General features: G+C 57.3%; 18 protein-coding genes. 2 read left to right on the forward strand and 16 right to left on the reverse strand.

Annotation, left to right across the window (positions count from 1 at the left end):
• Window positions 1–10: 10 nt before the first annotated feature.
• A complete protein-coding gene (locus tag BLV81_RS03905) occupies window positions 11–472 on the reverse strand; it encodes an NfeD family protein (protein WP_092352621.1) in 462 nt (153 codons plus the stop codon).
• 202 nt (window positions 473–674) lie between these two features.
• On the opposite strand from BLV81_RS03905, the gene BLV81_RS03910 reads away from it, so the two are divergent.
• Window positions 675–2,429: a tetratricopeptide repeat protein gene (locus tag BLV81_RS03910; RefSeq protein WP_092352623.1), complete on the forward strand. Its 1,755-nt coding sequence runs from the start codon at window positions 675–677 to the stop codon at window positions 2,427–2,429.
• 56 nt (window positions 2,430–2,485) lie between these two features.
• Here the strand turns inward: BLV81_RS03910 and BLV81_RS03915 are convergent, their stop codons facing one another.
• The 5 genes from BLV81_RS03915 to ppsA form a co-directional block, all read right to left on the reverse strand.
• Window positions 2,486–2,740: an acylphosphatase gene (locus tag BLV81_RS03915; protein WP_255364933.1), complete on the reverse strand. Its 255-nt coding sequence runs from the start codon at window positions 2,738–2,740 to the stop codon at window positions 2,486–2,488.
• A 53-nt stretch (window positions 2,741–2,793) separates the two neighbouring features.
• A complete protein-coding gene (locus BLV81_RS03920; RefSeq protein ID WP_092352627.1) occupies window positions 2,794–3,663 on the reverse strand; it encodes a CopD family protein in 870 nt (289 codons plus the stop codon).
• Window positions 3,663–4,055 carry a copper resistance CopC family protein gene (locus BLV81_RS03925; protein WP_092352629.1) on the reverse strand — a complete coding sequence of 131 codons (393 nt, stop codon included), beginning with the start codon at window positions 4,053–4,055 and terminating at the stop codon, window positions 3,663–3,665. Before BLV81_RS03925 ends, BLV81_RS03920 begins: the two co-directional genes overlap by 1 nt.
• Window positions 4,056–4,073: 18 nt before the next feature.
• Window positions 4,074–4,961 carry a hypothetical protein gene (locus BLV81_RS03930; protein WP_092352630.1) on the reverse strand — a complete coding sequence of 296 codons (888 nt, stop codon included), beginning with the start codon at window positions 4,959–4,961 and terminating at the stop codon, window positions 4,074–4,076.
• Window positions 4,962–5,153: 192 nt separating this feature from the next.
• The gene (gene ppsA, locus BLV81_RS03935) at window positions 5,154–7,511 is read right to left on the reverse strand and encodes a phosphoenolpyruvate synthase (RefSeq protein ID WP_255364953.1); all 2,358 of its coding nucleotides are present in this window, start codon (window positions 7,509–7,511) and stop codon (window positions 5,154–5,156) included.
• Window positions 7,512–7,881: 370 nt separating this feature from the next.
• Between ppsA and BLV81_RS03940 the strand changes: the two genes are divergently transcribed.
• The gene (locus BLV81_RS03940; protein ID WP_092352634.1) at window positions 7,882–8,730 is read left to right on the forward strand and encodes a posphoenolpyruvate synthetase regulatory kinase/phosphorylase PpsR; all 849 of its coding nucleotides are present in this window, start codon (window positions 7,882–7,884) and stop codon (window positions 8,728–8,730) included.
• 100 nt (window positions 8,731–8,830) lie between these two features.
• Here the strand turns inward: BLV81_RS03940 and BLV81_RS03945 are convergent, their stop codons facing one another.
• From BLV81_RS03945 to ispC, 10 genes are all read right to left on the reverse strand, one after another.
• A complete protein-coding gene (locus BLV81_RS03945) occupies window positions 8,831–9,619 on the reverse strand; it encodes a TrmH family RNA methyltransferase (protein ID WP_092352636.1) in 789 nt (262 codons plus the stop codon).
• Window positions 9,616–10,239, reverse strand: a complete 624-nt coding sequence (gene rnhB, locus BLV81_RS03950; RefSeq protein WP_092352638.1) for a ribonuclease HII — start codon at window positions 10,237–10,239, stop codon at window positions 9,616–9,618. Before rnhB ends, BLV81_RS03945 begins: the two co-directional genes overlap by 4 nt.
• Window positions 10,240–10,282: 43 nt before the next feature.
• Entirely contained in the window at window positions 10,283–11,461 is a 1,179-nt protein-coding gene (lpxB, locus tag BLV81_RS03955) for a lipid-A-disaccharide synthase (protein WP_092352640.1), read from the reverse strand.
• Window position 11,462: 1 nt separating this feature from the next.
• On the reverse strand, window positions 11,463–12,251 hold the full coding sequence (lpxA, locus tag BLV81_RS03960; protein ID WP_092352901.1) for an acyl-ACP--UDP-N-acetylglucosamine O-acyltransferase: 789 nt from the start codon (window positions 12,249–12,251) through the stop codon (window positions 11,463–11,465).
• Between the two features lie 4 nt (window positions 12,252–12,255).
• Complete coding sequence (gene fabZ, locus BLV81_RS03965) at window positions 12,256–12,759, reverse strand: 3-hydroxyacyl-ACP dehydratase FabZ (protein WP_092352642.1); 504 nt, start codon at window positions 12,757–12,759, stop codon at window positions 12,256–12,258.
• Complete coding sequence (gene lpxD, locus BLV81_RS03970) at window positions 12,752–13,819, reverse strand: UDP-3-O-(3-hydroxymyristoyl)glucosamine N-acyltransferase (RefSeq protein ID WP_092352644.1); 1,068 nt, start codon at window positions 13,817–13,819, stop codon at window positions 12,752–12,754. Before lpxD ends, fabZ begins: the two co-directional genes overlap by 8 nt.
• Window positions 13,820–13,871: 52 nt before the next feature.
• A complete protein-coding gene (locus BLV81_RS03975) occupies window positions 13,872–14,342 on the reverse strand; it encodes an OmpH/Skp family outer membrane protein (RefSeq protein ID WP_092352903.1) in 471 nt (156 codons plus the stop codon).
• Window positions 14,343–14,480: 138 nt separating this feature from the next.
• Window positions 14,481–16,859, reverse strand: coding sequence for an outer membrane protein assembly factor BamA (gene bamA / locus BLV81_RS03980; protein WP_092352646.1), 2,379 nt, complete (start codon window positions 16,857–16,859; stop codon window positions 14,481–14,483).
• Between the two features lie 60 nt (window positions 16,860–16,919).
• Window positions 16,920–18,302: an RIP metalloprotease RseP gene (gene rseP, locus BLV81_RS03985; RefSeq protein ID WP_092352648.1), complete on the reverse strand. Its 1,383-nt coding sequence runs from the start codon at window positions 18,300–18,302 to the stop codon at window positions 16,920–16,922.
• Window positions 18,303–18,315: 13 nt separating this feature from the next.
• Entirely contained in the window at window positions 18,316–19,485 is a 1,170-nt protein-coding gene (ispC, locus tag BLV81_RS03990) for a 1-deoxy-D-xylulose-5-phosphate reductoisomerase (protein WP_092352650.1), read from the reverse strand.

Here is a 19,485-nt window from a genome sequence, read left to right on the forward strand (position 1 = left end):
AGAAGACGTTCTAGTGATGATCCGGGCTGTTGCTTACAATCAGCCGGCTGCCGCGTATTTCATGAATAAAAAACTGACCGGCGCTTGCATGCGCCGCCGGCGCCAGCTCGACATCCCACATCGCGCCGCGATACTTGACGCGCGCCGTGTATCCCCCAGCGCCATTGGCGCTGGCGTCGTGCTGCCAGTGTTCGACCGTGATCGGCTGGCCGATATCCAGATTGACATTGGGGTCGCGCTCAGCCTTGACTCTCGTGCGGCGGCCGAATTTACTCCGTCGCAAAACATAGGTGGCGGCCAAAGCCACCACGGCTGCAGCCAGTAATTGCCATTCCACGCCAAGCCCCGTCAGCGCGACGACACCGCCGACGGCCAGGCCAATCGCCACCATCAATAAATACAAGGTAGTAGTGAATAGTTCTGCCACCACCAGTACGCCAGCCGCCAACATCCACATCACCCATCCGGCCATATGCCACTCTCCGTTATGTAGAACACCTAGTGTAATCTATTTGACAACTGAAGTTGCAATAACTTGCGTCTCATTTGCTTCTCATTTGATTTATGCCGAAAGCGCCAACTGCTGAAGCCGACTCAATCCAGTGCTATGCTCTCCCACTCATCCATAGGCGCTGCTTACTGCTGCTTACTGCAACCGCCCCAGCCAGACAACCATGAACACGATCCATCTTATCCAGCAAGCATACAAGAATTTCCAGAATGGAAATGCCGGCCACGCCGAACGGTCGCTCAAGGATATTTTAAAGAGCCAGCCAAACAATTTCGATGCCTTGCATATCCTCGGCGTGATCTGCGCCGCCACCGGGCAAAGAGACGAAGCGGCGCAGTTGTTCCGGCAGGCCCTGGCTCTGGATGGCAAGAACGTATCGCTGCATTACAAACTGGCGCGAGTGCAGTTTGAATCGGGCGAGTTCGAGGCCGCTCTACGCGCTTATGAAAAAATTATCGCCTTGGGTTATATCAAACCGGAGATCCTGCTGGCCAGGACTGTCGCCCTGATCAGCCTGCAGCGCCACCCGGAAGCGCTGGCTTGCATCGACCAGGCACTCGCCGAATGGCCCGAATACGCAGACGGCTGGTCGCACAAAGGCAGCATTTTGTATCAGCTGGGGCATGTTGAAGATGCACTGGCTTGCTTTGACCAGGCGCTGTCGCTGCAGCCGGCAACGGCCGACAGCTGGTATAAAAAGAGCCTGGCGCTGGATAAGCTGAAACGCTATGCGGATGCGCTCAGCAATATTGACCGCGCCTTGGCGATAGCGCCCAAAACCGCCATCTACTTGCTGGACCGTGCCGTCATCTTGCATAAGCTGGAACGTTATGCCGAATCTCTGAGCGACAATGAAACAGCTCTGACGCTGGCGCCCGAGAACGCCGAAGCCTGGGGCGATCACGGCCTGACCCTGAGCCGCATGAAACGCCATCAGCAGGCGCTCGTCAGCTATCAGCGGGCTCTTGGCCTGCGCGCCGATTACGCGGATGTGCTATCGAATCAATCGCTGTCGCAACTGGTGCTGGGGCAATTTGAAGCGGGTTGGCAAAGCTACGAGTACAGGTGGAAGAAAGGCAATGCGGACTTTCCTCGTCATACTGACATCCCGTTGTGGCTGGGCCGGCAGGTGATCCGCGGCAAGCGGATTTTGCTCTGGTCGGAACAAGGCCTGGGCGACACTATCCAGTTTTGCCGCTATGCCGCGCTGGTCGCGGCGTTAGGGGCTGAGGTGGTGCTGGAAGTCGATCCGGCATTGAAAACAATCGCCCAGACCATGGGAGCCTTCAAGGTTATCGCCATCGGTGAAGAGTTTCCGCTGGTCGACTATCAAACGCCGTTGATGAGCCTGCCGCTGGCTTTCAAGACCGATCTGGCAACCATTCCGGCCCCGCCCTTTTATTTCAAGGCCGATAGCGGGAAAAAGGAAAATTGGAAAAACCGCCAGAATTTCGCCAACGGAAAACTCAAAATCGGCCTTGCGTGTTCCGGCAATCCGGGCAATACCAACGATCACCGGCGTTCCATGCCGCTGCAGGAATTTGCCCCGTTACTGCAACTGGACGGGGCGGATTTTTTTCTGGTGCAAAAGGATATCAGGGAGGCGGATCGGCCATATTTGCTGCAAGCCGCAAAGCTCAGGCAGGTGGCAAATGACATTGCAGATTTCGACGACACCGCAGCCATCGTCGCCAATCTCGATCTGGTGATCAGCGTGGATACCTCCGTCGCTCATCTGAGCGGCGCCCTGGGCACGCCGGTCTGGCTTCTCCTGCCTTGGGTGCCTGACTGGCGCTGGCAGCTCGATCGCGAGGACAGTCCGTGGTATCCAAGCGCACGATTATTCAGGCAGGAACAGGCCGGTGACTGGCAGGGAGTGATTGAGCGCGTGACCAATGCACTGAATGACTTGGGCTAATGACCCGGCCTGCCTAATCGTACGGCCCGGCTCCTGATTTTGAATGATTCACTGCGTCAGCAAATCTTGAATGTCCCATCCGAAGGCGCCGGCTCCCCAGAATCTTCGATGCTCACATTACGTACCTGTGCTGCGGGTGGGCCCCGCCTTGCCCACAGGATGATGGCTTCAATCGCCGCCGCTTCGCCATGAACACAGGCTTCCACAGAACCATCCCGGCGATTGCGCACCCAGCCCGATAGGCCCAGGGCAAGCGCCTTGTCGGCAAAGGAAGCGCGATAACCGACGCCCTGTACCATTCCTTCTATCATCAGCCGCTTAGCCATCGCCAGTCTCGCTTTGTCGAATTGAAGAATATTCCATCCTACACCGGCATGGTAGTTCCCAACTTGGCGGCTAATGCCAGCACCAGCAACAGCACCACCGCTTCAACCAGTAACACCAGCCGAAACCCGTTGGCGCCGGCCACCTGATCGCGATCCAGCCGCGCTAACCAATACCAGCGATTGCGCGCTCCTAGTCCGGCAGCAATGCCAACCGCACAAAGTTTCGCCAGCAATATCCAGGCATAGGCAGAAGCCCAGGGATTGCTTGCATGCCCAAGCGTCCGCGCCACATTCAACAGACCGCTACCGAACACCAGCAGTAGCGCCAGCGTAGCGATTTTCGATACGCGATGCGCCAATGCGCTGCGTTGCGGCGGCGGCCAGGCGGACCAGTCTGATGTCAGCAGCACGCAGATCCCGACTGATCCGGCCCAGGCTGCCGCTGCCAGCACATGTGCAGTGTGGATCAATACGGACAAGCTGGCGAAACCCTGATCCGCCGCGTGCCCGGTCGCCGCCCGCGCCAGCGCGAATCCAAGCAGGCCGGTTACGAACCAGCTATTGCGTATTTGCCAGGCAGAGCTGAAAGTCGACATCATCAACATGATCCAGGCAGTCAGCGCGAGCCAGATCATGGCGCCAAAATGCGACTGCGTGAGCACCAGCCAGAGTGCCGCAGGCAGGTCGGCGATGCCGGTTTCGGTCATGGCAACGGTGCCGGCGCACAAGTAGGCCGCGAGTCCGATGCCGAGAAGTACGCAAGCCAGGCGAGCAATGCCGGCGAGGCGTACTGCGGCAGTGGTCGACGACACTCCCGCTTGCAGCACGGCGACGCCGACGGCCGCCGCCAGCGCCATATCCAGCCATCCCGCAAATAGCGGTTGCATCCAGCCGGTGGCCAGATTCATCACTTCACCGTGAATTTATAGCTCCCCTGGGTACGGTGGCCATCGTCTGCGACCGCGACCCATTTCACTTGATATTCACCGCTTGGCAGGATTGGTAGCGCCACGCGCATGGTCTTGTGGGTGGTGGCGTCGACCTCGGCTTTGGCGCCGTTGACCTGCTTGCCCTGCGCATTGCTGACGACCAGGCTGCTGAATGCCGGTTCGAGTGCTTCGTTGTAAGTGATGCGGACTTCGTGCGGCGCACTCACGACGGCACCGGCGACGGGGCTCTGGGTTTCAGGCCGGGCGTGCGCCCACGCCTGGCCGATGCTGCTTAAGCCGAGCACGCCGGCGATGGTAGACAAGCGTAAAAAAGCATTGGTGGCAGAGCCGTGAAAATATGATTTGTGCATAATATGAGGGAAGACTTTTTAAAAAATAGGTTTTCCGATGGATTTTGGGAAAATGTCGTCGAAGAAGAAATGCGTTTGCAGCAACACGCCGACGCCATGGCCGCTGGCGCGATTGGCAGGGATTTGCATTTCCAGTCCAATCTGAGCGGTACGCGACTCCCAAATGATCCCAGGGTTGATAGTACCCGTGGTGCGGCCTGAGCAACTGCCGCTGGTGCAGGTGCTCATCGCCAGCTCCACTACCGGAATCAGATTTGAGAAAGGCTTCGATAAGCCGACGTTTTTGACGAACGATTGCAAGTACGACAGGCTGTATTGCAGCGTCATGCCCCAGTTCATGGCATTCGAAACGCTGCTGTCGCTCGCGTATTGCTGGCCAACCGTGCCGGTAACCGCGAACGGCTTGAGCCAGCCCAACGCATCTGGCAGATCGCCAAAGCCTTTGCCTGCGTAGACCGTCGGTGCATAGGTCGAATAGCTGCTGCCGATGGCCTTGCTGCCGCTGCCGCCGATGGCGCCGTTGACGCCGACCGATAGCATGAATTCGTGTATGGGATTAACGTACACCAGATACTTGACGCCGAGTCCGACATTATCGAGGCCCTTGACAGCGGGACTACCGCTGACGCGCTGGGTGGCGTAATTGTCGCCGACGCTGAACGCCAGGTTCGGCGTGATGGTTTTGGAATAGTTGGCCGACCAGGTATTCACATGGGCAATGCTGCCGTCGTCGTTGGCTGTCCTGATGTGGCCGAACTGAACATCCAGTTCGTCGCCGACGCCAGGATCGTCGACTGCCAGAGTGGCAGGAAAGATACGATTGCCTGCTATGGCATGTGTGTGGCCAAGCGGGGTCACGCTTGCAATTGCAAGTCCGAACGCCGCGCGAACGAGTACGTTTCGCATATTTCAGATTCCAATCTGGTACTGGGTGATGCCGGGCATGCGCTTGAGCTTGAGCTTGAGCTTGAGCTTGAGCTTAAGCTGCCACACATAAAATAATAAATTCGCGGCGAGCAGGTCCTACGCCTCAAATAAAAAATCCTCCCCCTGGCGACAAGCGGGGGGAGGATTTTTGAGTACCGTAGAAGCGGCAGATTATTGCGCAGCCGCCAGCTTCTGCCAGGTATCGATCACCGAATCAGGATTCAGTGAAATCGACTCGATGCCTTGCTTCATCAGCCATTCGGCAAAGTCAGGATGGTCCGATGGCCCCTGGCCGCAAATACCGACATACTTGCCCTTGGCGATACAAGTTGCAATGACCTTCTCCAGCAGGGCCAGGATCGCCGGATCGCGCTCGTCGAAATCGGCGGCCAGCAACTCCATGCCGGAGTCGCGGTCCAGGCCCAGGGTCAGCTGGGTCAGATCGTTGGAGCCGATCGAGAAGCCGTCGAAGTGTTCCAGGAACTGCTCGGCCAGGATGGCGTTCGATGGCACTTCGCACATCATGATGACGCGCAAATCGTTCTCGCCGCGTACCAGGCCGTTCTTGCCGAGCAGGCCGATGACCTTCTCTGCCTGGCCCAGGGTCCGCACGAAAGGCACCATGATCTCGACGTTGGTCAAGCCCATGTCGTTACGCACGCGCTTCATCGCCTGGCATTCCATTTCGAATGCTTCGGCAAAGTCGCTCGCCAGATAACGGGCAGCGCCACGGAAGCCCAGCATCGGATTTTCTTCATCCGGCTCGTAGCGCGAACCGCCGATCAGCTTCTTGTACTCGTTCGACTTGAAGTCGGACAAGCGCACGATCACCTTTTTCGGCCAGAATGCGGCGGCGATGGTGGCGATCCCTTCGGCCAGCTTGTCGACATAGAAAGCCTTTGGCGACGCATGGCCACGGGCCACCGACTCCACCGCCTTCTTCAGGTCGGCATCGATGTTCGGGTATTCCAGAATCGCGCGCGGGTGCACGCCGATGTTGTTGTTGATGATGAATTCCAGGCGCGCCAGACCGACGCCGCTATTTGGAATCGACTGGAAATCGAATGCCAGTTGCGGATTGCCGACGTTCATCATGATCTTCAACGGCAGCTTAGGCAGTTCGCCGCGCGCCACTTCGGTGACTTCGGTTTCCAGCAGTCCGTCGTAAATCTTGCCTTCGTCGCCTTCGGCGCAGGATACAGTCACCAGCGTGCCGTCTTTCAGCACATCGGTAGCATCGCCGCAACCGACCACCGCCGGCACCCCAAGTTCACGCGCAATGATCGCGGCGTGGCAGGTACGGCCGCCACGGTTGGTAACGATCGCCGAAGCACGCTTCATCACCGGCTCCCAGTTAGGATCGGTCATGTCGGCTACCAGCACGTCGCCCGGCTGCACTCTTTCCATTTCGGACGCGTCATGAATCACGCGTACCCGGCCGGCGCCGATTTTCTGGCCGATGGCGCGGCCCTGGGTCAACACATTGCCGATGCCCTTGAGTTTGAAACGCTGCTGAGCGTCAGTCAATTTTTCCTGCGACTTAACCGTTTCCGGACGCGCTTGCAAAATATATAACTTACCGTCGCGGCCGTCTTTACCCCACTCGATATCCATCGGGCGCTCGTAGTGCTTCTCGATGATGGTGGCGTATTTGGCCAGTTCGACGATTTCGGCATCGTTGAGCGAATAGCGATTGCGCAGCTCGATAGGGACGTCGACAGTCCTGACCGAACGGCCAGCCTTGGCTTCGCCGGTGAATTCCATCTTGATCAGCTTGGAGCCGATATTGCGGCGGATGATAGGCAGCTTGCCTTGTTCCAGCATCGGCTTGTGGACATAGAATTCGTCAGGATTGACCGCGCCCTGCACCACCGTTTCGCCCAGGCCGTAGCTGGACGTGATGAAGACCACATCCTTGAAGCCGGATTCGGTATCCAGGGTGAACATGACGCCGGCGGCGCCGACATCGGAACGGACCATGCGCTGGACGCCGGCCGACAATGCCACTTCGGCGTGCGTAAAGCCCTTGTGCACGCGATAAGAGATGGCGCGATCGTTATACAGCGACGCGAACACGTGCTTCATGGCTTCCAGCACGTTGTCGATGCCGACCACGTTGAGGAAGGTTTCCTGCTGGCCGGCGAATGACGCATCCGGCAAATCTTCAGCCGTCGCCGAGGAACGCACGGCGAACGACATCTCGCTGGAAGAATCTTCCACCAGGCGTTTGTAGAAGGCGTGGATTTCCTGCTCCAGACGCGGCTGGAACGGCGTTTCCACTATCCATTGACGGATCTCGGCGCCGGCTTGCGCCAATGCCCGTACATCTTCAACGTTCAGGGTTGCCAGACGTTCGGCAATCCGGTCGGCCAGGGCCGGGCCGCCATCGGTGCTGTGCGACAGGAAATCGCGAAACGCCTGCGCAGTGGTAGCAAAGCCACCCGGCACCCGTACTCCGGCGCCGGCCAGCTGGCTGATCATTTCACCCAGTGATGCATTTTTGCCGCCGACGGACTCGACATCCGTCATCCGCAGATTTTCAAAGGAGATGACGTAAGCCGCCCCCTGGGTAGCACCCATCTGTATTGCATTGGACATAACAACCTCTAGTTTGATGATAAGAAATCTTCACAATTGCCTTCGCCGCCCTTGGCTTTTTGTTATTCTTCGTCAGGTAGCTTTAAATATTCAGTTGGCTGCCATTTTATGCCAATTTGGCGTCAAAAGGCGTATAAGGCAACAAGCGGGCAGCAAGCGATATTCTTTGCTAGAGTCGGCACACTGTTAAAAGTTTCTGCCCTGCTATCGGCGCCTGCGTGCTTCTTGTGGAGTGCCACGAGGCCTGTACGCATTTTTGCTCCTATTTTTTGCTTCTATTATTTTATTTTTTAACAACACTATGCTAGATGCTGCTCCTACCCCGCTGGTCCCTGCCAATCGCACGGTATTCTTTGTTTCCGACGGCACCGGCATTACCGCCGAGACTTTCGGCCACTCGGTGCTGACCCAGTTCGAGTTGCGCTTCAAGCAGGTGCGCCTGCCCTTTGTCGATACCCTGGACAAGGCGTACGACGCAACCCGCAAGATCAACGAAGCTTTTGCGGCGGACGGCAAATTGCCCATCGTTTTTTCGACGCTGGTTAAAGCCGACTTGTCAAAAGTCATCCAGCACGCCAAGGCGATGCACATGGATCTGATCCAGACGTTTGTCGAACCGCTGGAAAATGAACTGGGGGTGAAATCCACCCACACCATCGGCCGCAGCCATAACACCGCCAACACCGACGAATACAAGAACCGGATCGAAGCCATCAATTTTTCACTGGCGCATGACGATGGCCAGTCGCACAAGAACCTGGCCGATGCCGACGTCATCCTGGTTGGCGTGTCGCGTTCGGGCAAGACCCCGACCAGTCTTTACCTGGCGATGCAGTTCGGGGTCAAAGCCGCCAACTACCCCCTGATTCCGGAGGATTTCGAGCGCGACAAATTGCCAAGCGGCCTGTTGCCGTTCAAGCAAAAGATTTTCGGGCTGACGATCGCTGCCGACCGCCTGTCGGAAATCCGCAATGAACGTCGTCCGGGCAGTAAATATGCGGCGCTGGCAAATTGCCGTTATGAAGTGAATGAAGCGGAAAAGATCATGCGGCGCGAAGGGATACGCTGGATGTCGTCGACTACCAAATCGATTGAAGAAATCGCTGCAACGATTTTGCAGGACATCAAGCCGGATATGCGGACTTTCTGAAGCATTGCGGGACAGAGTTTAAGAGTCGCCAAGGCTAACCTTGCGACGAATTCCACTCCCCGTGCGGCTCTGTCCCCAACTGACTAAGACACGCGTGAACTTATTTAGCCAGCGACTGGCGCAGCTGCTCAAAAATACATACAGCCGCCGCAGCGGCAGCATTCAATGACTCCATCTGTCCGCGATGCGGAATCACGACTTGCTGGCTAGCCAGCCGCAGCAAGTCTTCCGCCACGCCTTGCCCCTCATGGCCGAACAGCCACGCCAGCGATCCGCTCAAGTCGGCCTGATAGATGCTCTGCGTTGCATAGGAACTGGTGGCTAGCACCGGGATCTGTGTCGTCGCCATCAGCGCAGCCAGATCGACACCTTCAAAAATATCCAGTATGAAATGGGCGCCCATCCCTGCCCGCAGTACTTTAGGCGACCACGCCGATGCGCTACCTTCCGAGCAATAGATCTGCTTGATGCCGGCAGCGGCGGCGCTGCGCAAGATGGAACCGAGATTTCCAGGATCCTGCAAGTTGTCGAGCAGCACGGCGGACTGCGTCAACGCCGACGGCGCCGCCGTTTTCGGCGTTTCAATCACAAACATCAGACCGACACCATGTTCAACCTGGCTCAGCGCGTGATATTGGCCATCCGGCAGCACGATGCATTGCACCGCATCGGCCTGGCATTGACGGATCACTATGGCAGCCTCGGCATGCGTCAGCGCAGTTTCGCTGGCGACGCACAACGCCGGCTTGCCGCCATGCTGCAAATACGCTTCGGTCAGATGAATCCCGTCCAGCAAGGTGCGGCCGGCCTTGCGCCGCGCATGCGCGCTGGTCGCAAGATGCTTCAATTCCTTGTACAAAGGATTGGCTGACGAGGTGATGCTTTTCATGTTGCGGCTCCGTCGCCGCTCGCCGCCAGCAAAGCCCGCACCGGCGCATACGACTTGCGGTGCACCGGCGACACGCCATGCAGGCGCAGCCGTTCCATGTGCAATGCGGTCGGATAGCCTTTGTGCTGATCGAATGCGTAATGAGGATATTGTGCGTGCAGTACTTGCAGCGCAGCGTCACGCGCCGTCTTGGCGAGAATCGACGCCGCCGAAATGGCTTGCACCTTGTCGTCGCCCTTGATGATGGCTTCGGAACGGATGCTGAGCTGCGGACAACGGTTGCCGTCAATCAGCGCCAGCGTCGGCAACATGGCCAAGCCTTCCACCGCGCGCCGCATCGCCAGCATGGTTGCCTGCAAAATATTCAGTGTGTCGATTTCTGCTTCGGAACATTCGGCGATGGCCCATGCCAGCGCATTGGCTTTAATTTGCTCGGCCAGCGCTTCGCGCCGTTCGGCCGTCAGCTTCTTGGAATCGCGCAAGCCGCTGACCGGTTTTTCCGGATCGAGTATCACGGCTGCCGCAAATACCGGGCCCGCCAATGGACCGCGGCCGGCTTCATCGACGCCGCAGATAATTTCGCCGTCGTAGTTGAAAAGAGAAAAATTGGAATCAGACATGGTCACGGCTGCTGGGAAAATGGGAGGCACGATAAGCTGGCAATCAGCGCTGATGTTGTGAGCGATGTTGTTCGATGACTTGCAATACCGCTTGCGCGCTTTCGCCGGCGGTGTCGCGCAGCAAAGCATGGTGCATCTCGGTAAAGCGCTGCCGCAGCATAGCCTGGCGGACGGGATCTTCCAGTTGCGTCCAGAGCGCATCCGCCAGCGCTTGCGGTGTTGCATTGTGCTGTAACAGCTCCGGCACCAGGAATTCACGCGCCAGGATATTCGGCAAGCCTATCCACGGCTGGTAACTCATGTGGCGCATGATTTCCCAGCTGGCGCGCATCATCTTGTAGGCGATCACCATCGGTTTCTTGTACAGCGCGACTTCCAGCGATGCGGTGCCGGAGGCAACCAGTACGCCATCGGCGGCCGCCATGGCGGTGTGCGACTGGCCGTTCAGCAGCTGGATCGGCAGATCCTGCAAACCGGCCTGGCTCACCAGCTCGCTAAAGAACTTGCTCTGTTTCTCGCCTGCCATCGGCGCCACGAAACGCATGCCGGGATCGCGCTGCGCCAATATCTTTGCCGCTTGCACAAAGGCGATCGTGTTGTGCTTCAGTTCACCCATGCGGCTGCCGGGCAAGATCGCCACCACCCTGCCGGTAGCAGGCAAACCAAGCGTGCTACGCGCCGCGGCGACATCCGGCACCATCGGGATCACTTGCGCCAGCGGATGGCCGACATAAGTCACCGGAATCCCGGCTTTGCGATAGATTTCTTCTTCAAACGGGAAGATGACCAGCATGTGCGATGCCGCGCGCGCGATCTTCTTGATACGGCCGCCGCGCCAGGCCCAGATTGACGGCCCGATAAAATGGACGGTCGGAATCCCGGCCTCGCGCAACTGCGCTTCCAGGCCGAAATTGAAATCAGGAGCGTCGACGCCGATAAACACACTCGGCTTGTCAGCCAGCAGCCGATCACGCAGCGCAATCTGGATGCCTTTGATCTCGCGATAGTGGGCAAGCGCTTCGAAGAAGCCGTGGACCGACAATTTTTCCATCGGCCAGCCGCTGACAAAACCGTACTCAGCCATCTTGGCGCCGCCGATGCCGTACATGCGCGCATCCGGCAGCTGCGGCCGCAAGCCGGACAGCAGGCGGCTGGCCAGCAGGTCGCCGGAGCTTTCTCCGGCCACCATGGCAATTGCTATATTGGAATCAGTGTCCGCCATGTCAGCGGATGATGCCACGCGTCGACGATGCGATGAAATCGCGCATCAGCTTCAGATGGGCTGCAGATTCAGGTGTTTTCAGTTCTTCCAGCGCCAACGCGGCCATGGCGTCTTCCAGCGCCAGCCCGGAACGATAAATGATCCGGTAAGCACGCTTGATCGCCATGATCTGCTCGCTGCTGTAACCACGGCGCCGGAGGCCTTCGCTATTGATCCCTGCGGGTTCGGCACGGTTGCCGGCGGCAGTCACGAACGGTGGAACATCCTGGCTGACCGCGGCGGTGAATGCCGTCATCGCGTGGGCGCCGATACGGCAAAACTGGTGCACGGTGGTAAAGCCGCCCAGCAGCACCCAGTCGCCTATATGGACATGACCGGCCAGCGTTGCGTTATTGGCGATGGTGGTGTTGCTGCCGATTTGGCAATCATGCGCCACGTGGACGTAGGCCATCACCCAGTTATCGTCGCCGATGCGGGTGACGCCGCCATCCTGCACGGTGCCAAGATTGAGAGTGACAAACTCGCGGATGGTATTGCGGTCGCCAATCTCTAGCCGGGTTGGTTCGCCCGCATATTTCTTGTCTTGCGGAGCGGCGCCAATCGAACCGAACTGGAAAATCGCATTATCGCGTCCGATCGTGGTGTGGCCTTCGATCACGGCGTGCGGACCGATCTTGCTGCCGGCGCCGATGGCGACATGCGGGCCGATCACTGCATAAGCGCCGACTTCCACGGAACTGTCGAGGGCCGCCTTAGGATCGATGACGGCGGTAGGATGAATGCGCGTCATCGGATCACGCTGACGGGGCGGCATCCACGACAGACGGTGCTGCGCCAGGGCTGACAGCACTACGCATGGTGCACATGAATTCGGCTTCCACCGCCATTTCGCCGTCGACGCTGGCGACCGCCTTGTATTTCCAGATGCCGCGTACTACGCGCACGATCTCGACCTGCAGCTTGATCTGGTCGCCAGGTTCAACCGGGCGGCGGAAACGGGCTTTGTCGATGCCGAGGAAATACACCACGGTATTTTCATCCGGCTTGCGGCCTTCAGTCAGAAACGACAGCAAAGCGGCGGTTTGCGCCAACGCCTCGATGGTCAGGACGCCGGGCATCACCGGTTTGTTGGGGAAATGGCCGTTGAAAAATTCTTCATTGATAGTGACATTCTTGATCGCGGTGATCGACTTGCCACTTTCCCAATTCAATACGCGATCAACCAGCAACAGCGGATAACGATGCGGCAGGTAGGTTTTGATCTGATTGATATCTAGCGTTTGGTTTGGACTATTCATTATCTTTTTGGGTAAGCTGTTGCGACAATTGTTTGACGGATTTTTCCAGAGACCGGATTTTCTCACGCATTGTATTCAGGTTGCGCACCAAAGCGGCAGATTTTTCCCAATCGCCATGTTTGGCAATCGGATAAAAACCGGTGTATTGGCCCGGTTCGGAGATCGAGCGCAACGCCAGCGTACCCGCTGACACATGCACATGATCGACGATGGTAATGTGGCCATGGATCATGGCAGCCCCGCCTATCGAGCAATATTTGCCGATCCTGGCGCTGCCGGCAATGCCGGCGCACGCCGCAATCGCAGTATGCGCGCCGATATGGCAGTTATGGGCGATCTGGATCTGATTGTCCAGCTTGACGCCCTCTTCAATCACTGTATCGGCCAAAGCGCCACGGTCGATGGTGGTATTGGCGCCGATTTCGACGTCGTCGCCGATCAGCACCCGGCCGGTCTGAGGAATTTTGACCCAGGTTCCGCCGTCATTGGCAAAACCGAAGCCGTCGGCGCCAATCACTACGCCCGAGTGAATGACGGCGCGCCGGCCAATCTGACAAGCATCATAAATGGTGACATTGGCATGCAGATAACTTTCTGCAGCAATGCTGACATCGCGGCCGATCACGCACCCGGCGCCTATCCGGACACTTTCGCCTATCGAGGCGCCTGCACCGATTACCGCATTGGCGCCGATATGGGCGGTCGCTGCAATTTCGGCGGCAGGATCGACATGGGCTGCGGGATGAATGCCGGGAGTGACAGGAAGCGCATTTCTTGCGGCAAACAACTGCGCCGCCCGCGCAAAATACGCATAGGGATTGGCGGCGACAATCCGTGCGCCGTGAAAGCCGGCGCCGACCACGGCGTCATCCGCCGCAGACAAAATGATAGCTGCCGCCTGCGTTTGCGACACCTGGGGGCGAAACTTGGGATTGGACAGGAAGGTGATCTGTGATGCGCTGGCGTCGCTTAACGGCGCGATGCCGGATACCTGGGTATCCGCATCACCGATCAATTGGCCACCCAAGCTTTCGACCAGTTCCTTTAGCCGAATGGTCATATAGTGGCCTTAATGAACTAAATGGACTGAATGGATTGAATTCAGAACGAATTTATTTATTGAGGATTTTCAATACTTTATCGGTGATATCGATACGCGGGCTGACATACACTCCGCCTTCCTGAAACACCATATCGTATTTCTCGGCTTCAGCAATCTGTTTGATCGCCTTGGTCGAGCGTTCCAGAACAATCGCCAGTTCTTCGTTGCGACGCTGGTTCAGATCTTCGCGGAACTCACGTTGCTTGCGTTGAAAATCCTTGTCCAGATCGCTCAACTCGCGTTGACGCTTGATCCGCTCGGATTCCGAAATCACGGCCGAATCCTTGTCGAGTTTGTCTGCCATGTTTTTCAGGCGGGTAGCCTGGTCTTGCAGATCCTTGTCGCGCTTGGAAAACTCGGCTTCGATCTTGGTTTGTGCGGTCTTGGCTGGAATCGCTTCGCGCAAAATGCGCTCGCTGCTGACGAAGGCGATTTTCGAACCCTCGTCTGCGTGCACCGGTGCCGCCGACAATAAGCACATCGCCAGCAAACCGGCCGATGGCAACAACTTAAATGGTTTTATTAGAGATTTCAACACTATTCTCCGCAATTCAAATGATGCAACTTGTGCATTATGCCACGCTTGCCGGGATCTGCAATTGTGCAGCATCCCGACGATTTAAAAGCCCGTGCCTAACTGGAATTGGAACGATTGCTGCTTGTCGGTCGGCTTCGCGTTCAAAGGCTTGCCGTAACTGATCTTCAAAGGACCGATAGGCGACACCCAGCTCAAACCGATACCGGTAGAATAACGCAACTCGCTCAACTGCATCGGGGCCTTGTCGGCATACACCTGGCCGCCATCGAGGAAGGTGAACCAGCGCAAGGTGCGGTCGGTGCCGGAACCAGGGAACGGGAATTGCGCTTCCAGGTTACCGAATACCCGCGAGGCGCCGCCCATCGAATCGCCGTATTGGTCGCGGTTAGTGCCGACGCCCAGTGTCGAACCCTCAAATCCGCGCACGGTGCCGATACCGCCGGCATAGTAGTTCTTGAACACCGGGTAAGGCTTGCCGCCCATACCGCGGCCATAATCGATCTCGCCGTTCATGGCCAATGTCACAGCGTTGCTGAACAGCGGCTGGAAGTACTGGTGCTGATAGCTTGCACGGTAATAGCGCAAGGTGCCGACTGCGGAAAGTTCGAGAGAGGCGCGCTGGTAACGTCCCGTGGTCGGCACCAGTGCACTATCGCGGCTATCGCGCTGCCAGGCCGCCGTCAGCGGGAAACTGTTGGTCGATGCAGACGCCGGGTTGGCGAGCACGTTATAACCCAAGCCGCTGGGGATCAACTGTCCGTTACCGAAGTCCGTGACATATTGCTGATACAGCAGAGGACTGGTCGCGTCAGCCTTTACATTGGTGTTTTCTATGCCGACGCCAAAGAATACCGTATCCAGTTCCGAGAACGGCACGCCGAATTTGATATCGCTACCGATGGTCCGCACCTTGTAGTCACCGGTCGTGTACTGCGATGGACGCACGGTACGGTAGTAGAGGTCGTAGGTACGGCTGATGCCGTCATCGGTAAAGTAGGGATTGGTTTGCGACAGCGCAATCACCCGCGAGTAGCTGCTGGTATTGACGTCGAGACCAATCGTATTGCCGCTGCCGAAAGCATTCTGCTGCTGGATCGAACCTGTCAAGCTCAACTTATCTGTCTGTGAGAAGCCGGCGCCGACCTGGATATTACCAGTCGGCTTTTCAGTAACCGCCATGTTGATGTCGACCTGGTCGGAAGTGTTTGGCACTTCCGGCGTTTCAATCGCCACATCCTTGAAGTAGCCCAGGCGGTCAACCCGGTCGCGCGACAGCTTGATCTTCGAGCCGTCGTACCAGGAATCTTCAAACTGACGGAATTCGCGGCGCACCACTTCGTCACGCGTCTTGGTGTTACCCGTCACGTTGACATGGCGGACATACACGCGCTTGCCGGGGTCAACCAGAATGGTAAACGCCACTTCCTTCTTTTCGCGGTTCAATTCCGGATTGGCGTTGACGTTGGCGAATGCGTAACCGAAATTACCCAGGCGCTCCGACATCTTCTTGGTGCTGTTGTTGAGTTTTTCGCCATTGAAGGTGTCGCCCTTTTTCAGCAGAAGCAGCGACCGGAGTTCATCCTCGCGGCCAAACATCTCGCCTTCCAGCTTGATGTCCGAAACCGTGTATTTCTCACCTTCATTGATATTGACGGTGATGTAGATATCTTTCTTGTCCGGCGTAATCGAGACCTGGGTCGACTCCACCTGCATCTCGATGTAACCGCGGTTCAGGTAGTACGAACGCAGGGTTTCGATATCGCCCGACAATTTTTCTTTGGCATACTGGTCGGCCTTGGTGTACCAGGTAAACCAGCCTGGCGAACGCAATTTTATCTGGTCGCGCAGGGTGCCGTCGGAAAATGCCTTGTTGCCGACGAAACGGATTTCCTTGATGCGCGATACTTCGCCTTCATCCACCGCAAACGTCACATTGACCCGGTTACGCTCGATAGGCGTGACGGTAGTGGTCACCTTCATGCCATACAGTCCGCGTGACAGGTATTGTTTCTTCAATTCCTGCTCGGCGCGATCGACTTGCGCCTTATCGAAAATGCGCGATTCGCCAACGCCGATTTCTTTCAGGGCCTTGGTCAGCTGGTCCTTATCGAATTCCTTGATGCCGGAAAACTCGACGCCGGCAATCGACGGCCGCTCTTCCACCATGACCACCAGCACGTCGCCTTCAGACTCGACCCGGACATCCTTGAAGAAGCCGGTTGCATACAGAGCCTTGATCGCGGCGGTACCCTTTTCGTCGGTGAAGGTTTCACCGACGCGCACCGGCAGATAGCTGAAAACGGTACCGGCCTCGGTACGTTGAATACCTTCAATGCGGATATCCTTGACCACAAACGGCTGCACCGCGAGCGCCTGGCCGGAACACACGGCAAAGGCTGCAGCAGCAATCAAACGACGGGGAAGAATCGACAAAGGGAAGTGCTCAGAATGTAATTTCATTAGCGATCGTTTTTTATCAATGTCCTTGTCTGCCACGATTGTCAGACAAGAGAGCGGAACTTAAAATATGAGCCGAACGATGTCGTTAAACATGGCGACTATCATCAACGTCATCAAAATACCGATGCCCGCGCGCTGTGCAATTGCACCAACCCGCTCGGGAATGGGACGTCCAGTCAAAACTTCCAGCGAATAATACAGCAAATGGCCACCGTCTAGAACCGGAATGGGCAGCAAATTCATGACGCCCAGACTGATACTGATGAAGGCAATAAAACTCAGATAGCTGAATGCACCGATACGCGCAGTCTGGCCGGCGTAGTCGGCGATGGTAATAGGACCGGTGATATTTTTCCAGGAAACCTCGCCGACCACCATTTTACCCAGCATCTTGAGGGTCAAGATACTGCTATCCCAGGTCTTCGTTGCGCCCTTGGCAAGCGCTTGCAGCGGCGGGCTGCTGGCCAGGATCATTTCCGGCATCATAGGCATTTCGACCTTGATCAGGCCGATTTGTCCATCTTTGTCTGCTTGCGCCTGCGGCGTCACGCTCAGAGTGAAGCTTTTGCCGTTGCGCAAACCCGTCAGGCTCAGGGCCTTGCCCGGCGATGCCTTCACCTTATCGATGAAAGCGACGCCATCGGCAACCGGCTCGCCATTGACGCTGGTGATCAGGTCGCCTTCATGCAAACCGGCCTTCATGGCAGGGCCATCCGCCATGATTTTGCCCAAAATCGGCTTGGCGCGCGCCAGCTTGATGCCTAGCTTGCCGAGAAAATCGCCTTCAAGATCTTGCGCCGCCATAGCCTCTATCGGCAAACTGACCGTATCGAGCAGTTCGCCGCCCGGCAAATTACCGCCTGCAGGACCAGGATTTGACCTGCGGATGTCGAGTTTGACCGGCGTCTTGTCGATCACCCCCTGCAACACCTTCCAGCGCAGATCGGACCAGGTCTGGATCGCTACGCCGTTCACGGCGGTAATCAATTCGCCGCCGCGCAAACCGGCCTGATAGGCCGCGGTCTGCTCGGCAACGGCGCGTACTCTTGGCGTCGGCTCCATTTCGCCGTACATGTACAAACCGGCAAATAACAAAATGGCAAGCGCGAAATTGGCCAAAGGACCGGCCGCCACGATCGCCATGCGCCGCCATACCGACTGATTGGTAAATTCGCGCTTCAGTTCTTGCTGCGACAAGCCGGTTAGGTCTTGCTCGCGAGCATCGAGCATCTTTACATAACCGCCCAAAGGCAGGATGGAAACGGCCCACTCGGTTTGATCCGGACCGAAACGGCGCGAGAAAACGATCTTTCCCATGCCCACCGAAAAACGCAGCACCTTGACCCCGCACAAACGCGCGACCCAGTAGTGGCCCAGCTCATGGACGATGACCAGAGAGCCAAGTGCGACAACAAATGCGAGGAGTGTTTGCAGGAAGGCCATTATTACTATGCAATCAGGAAATCAGGGAATGTACCGTTTGGCGTGCAAGACGATCCTGTTCAAGCAATAAATCAATATCACTTACAGCACAGAGCGGCACCGCATCCATGGTGCGCGCTATCAGTTGATCGATCATGCGGAAGCCGATTTTTCCATCCAGAAAAGCTTGGACAGCTACTTCATTCGCCGCGTTCAATATTGTTGCGGCAGAACCGCCGGCTTGCAATGCATCATACGCGAGTTTCAGGCAAGGAAAACGCTGCAGGTCGGGACGGGAAAATTGTAACTGCCCGATCACCGTCAGATCGAGCGGACTGACGCCGGACGCCATCCGTTCCGGATAGGCCAGCGCATAGGCAATCGGCGTGCGCATATCGGGGTTGCCCAATTGCGCCAGGACCGAGCCGTCAATATAAGAAACCATGGAGTGAATCACGCTTTGCGGATGGATCACCACCTCGATCTGGCTGGCGGTGGCGCCGAACAGCCAATGCGCTTCGATGACTTCCAGGCCCTTGTTCATCATGGTGGCCGAATCGACTGAAATCTTGCGCCCCATGACCCAGTTCGGATGAGCAATCGCTTCTGCCGGCGTGACTGATCCCAGGGTCGCCACTGCCCGGTTCAAAAACGGGCCGCCGGATGCGGTCAGCAGGATTTTCTCGACGCCAAGTGCCGCCGGCTGGCGCTGATAGCCATGCGGCAGACACTGGAATATCGCATTGTGTTCACTATCGATAGGCAACAGCAAGGCGCCGCTCTGCGTCACCGCATCGATGAACAACTGGCCGGACATGACCAAGGCTTCCTTGTTTGCCAACAGGATTTTTTTCCCGGCCCGGGCAGCAGCCAAGGTCGGCGCCAGGCCTGCAGCGCCGACAATAGCGGCCATCACAGAATGACAAGCCGCGGCGCTGGCAACCTGGCATAACGCGGCGGCGCCATACAGCACTTCGATCGCAGGAGCTTTTGTGCGCAGCAAGGCGCTCAGCTGCTGGGCCGCCGCCGCGCTGCCGACCACCGCCACCTGCGGTTTGAACTGCAGGCACTGCTCCGCCAGCTGCTCAACCCGGCTGTGTGCAGTCAGGGCATACACCGAATAGCGTTCGGGATGACGCGCGAGCACGTCCAGCGTCGACATGCCGATCGATCCGGTGGAGCCGAGAATAGTAATATTTTGCAT

The organism is Collimonas sp. OK242, assembly GCF_900107095.1.
Lineage (GTDB): Bacteria > Pseudomonadota > Gammaproteobacteria > Burkholderiales > Burkholderiaceae_D > Collimonas.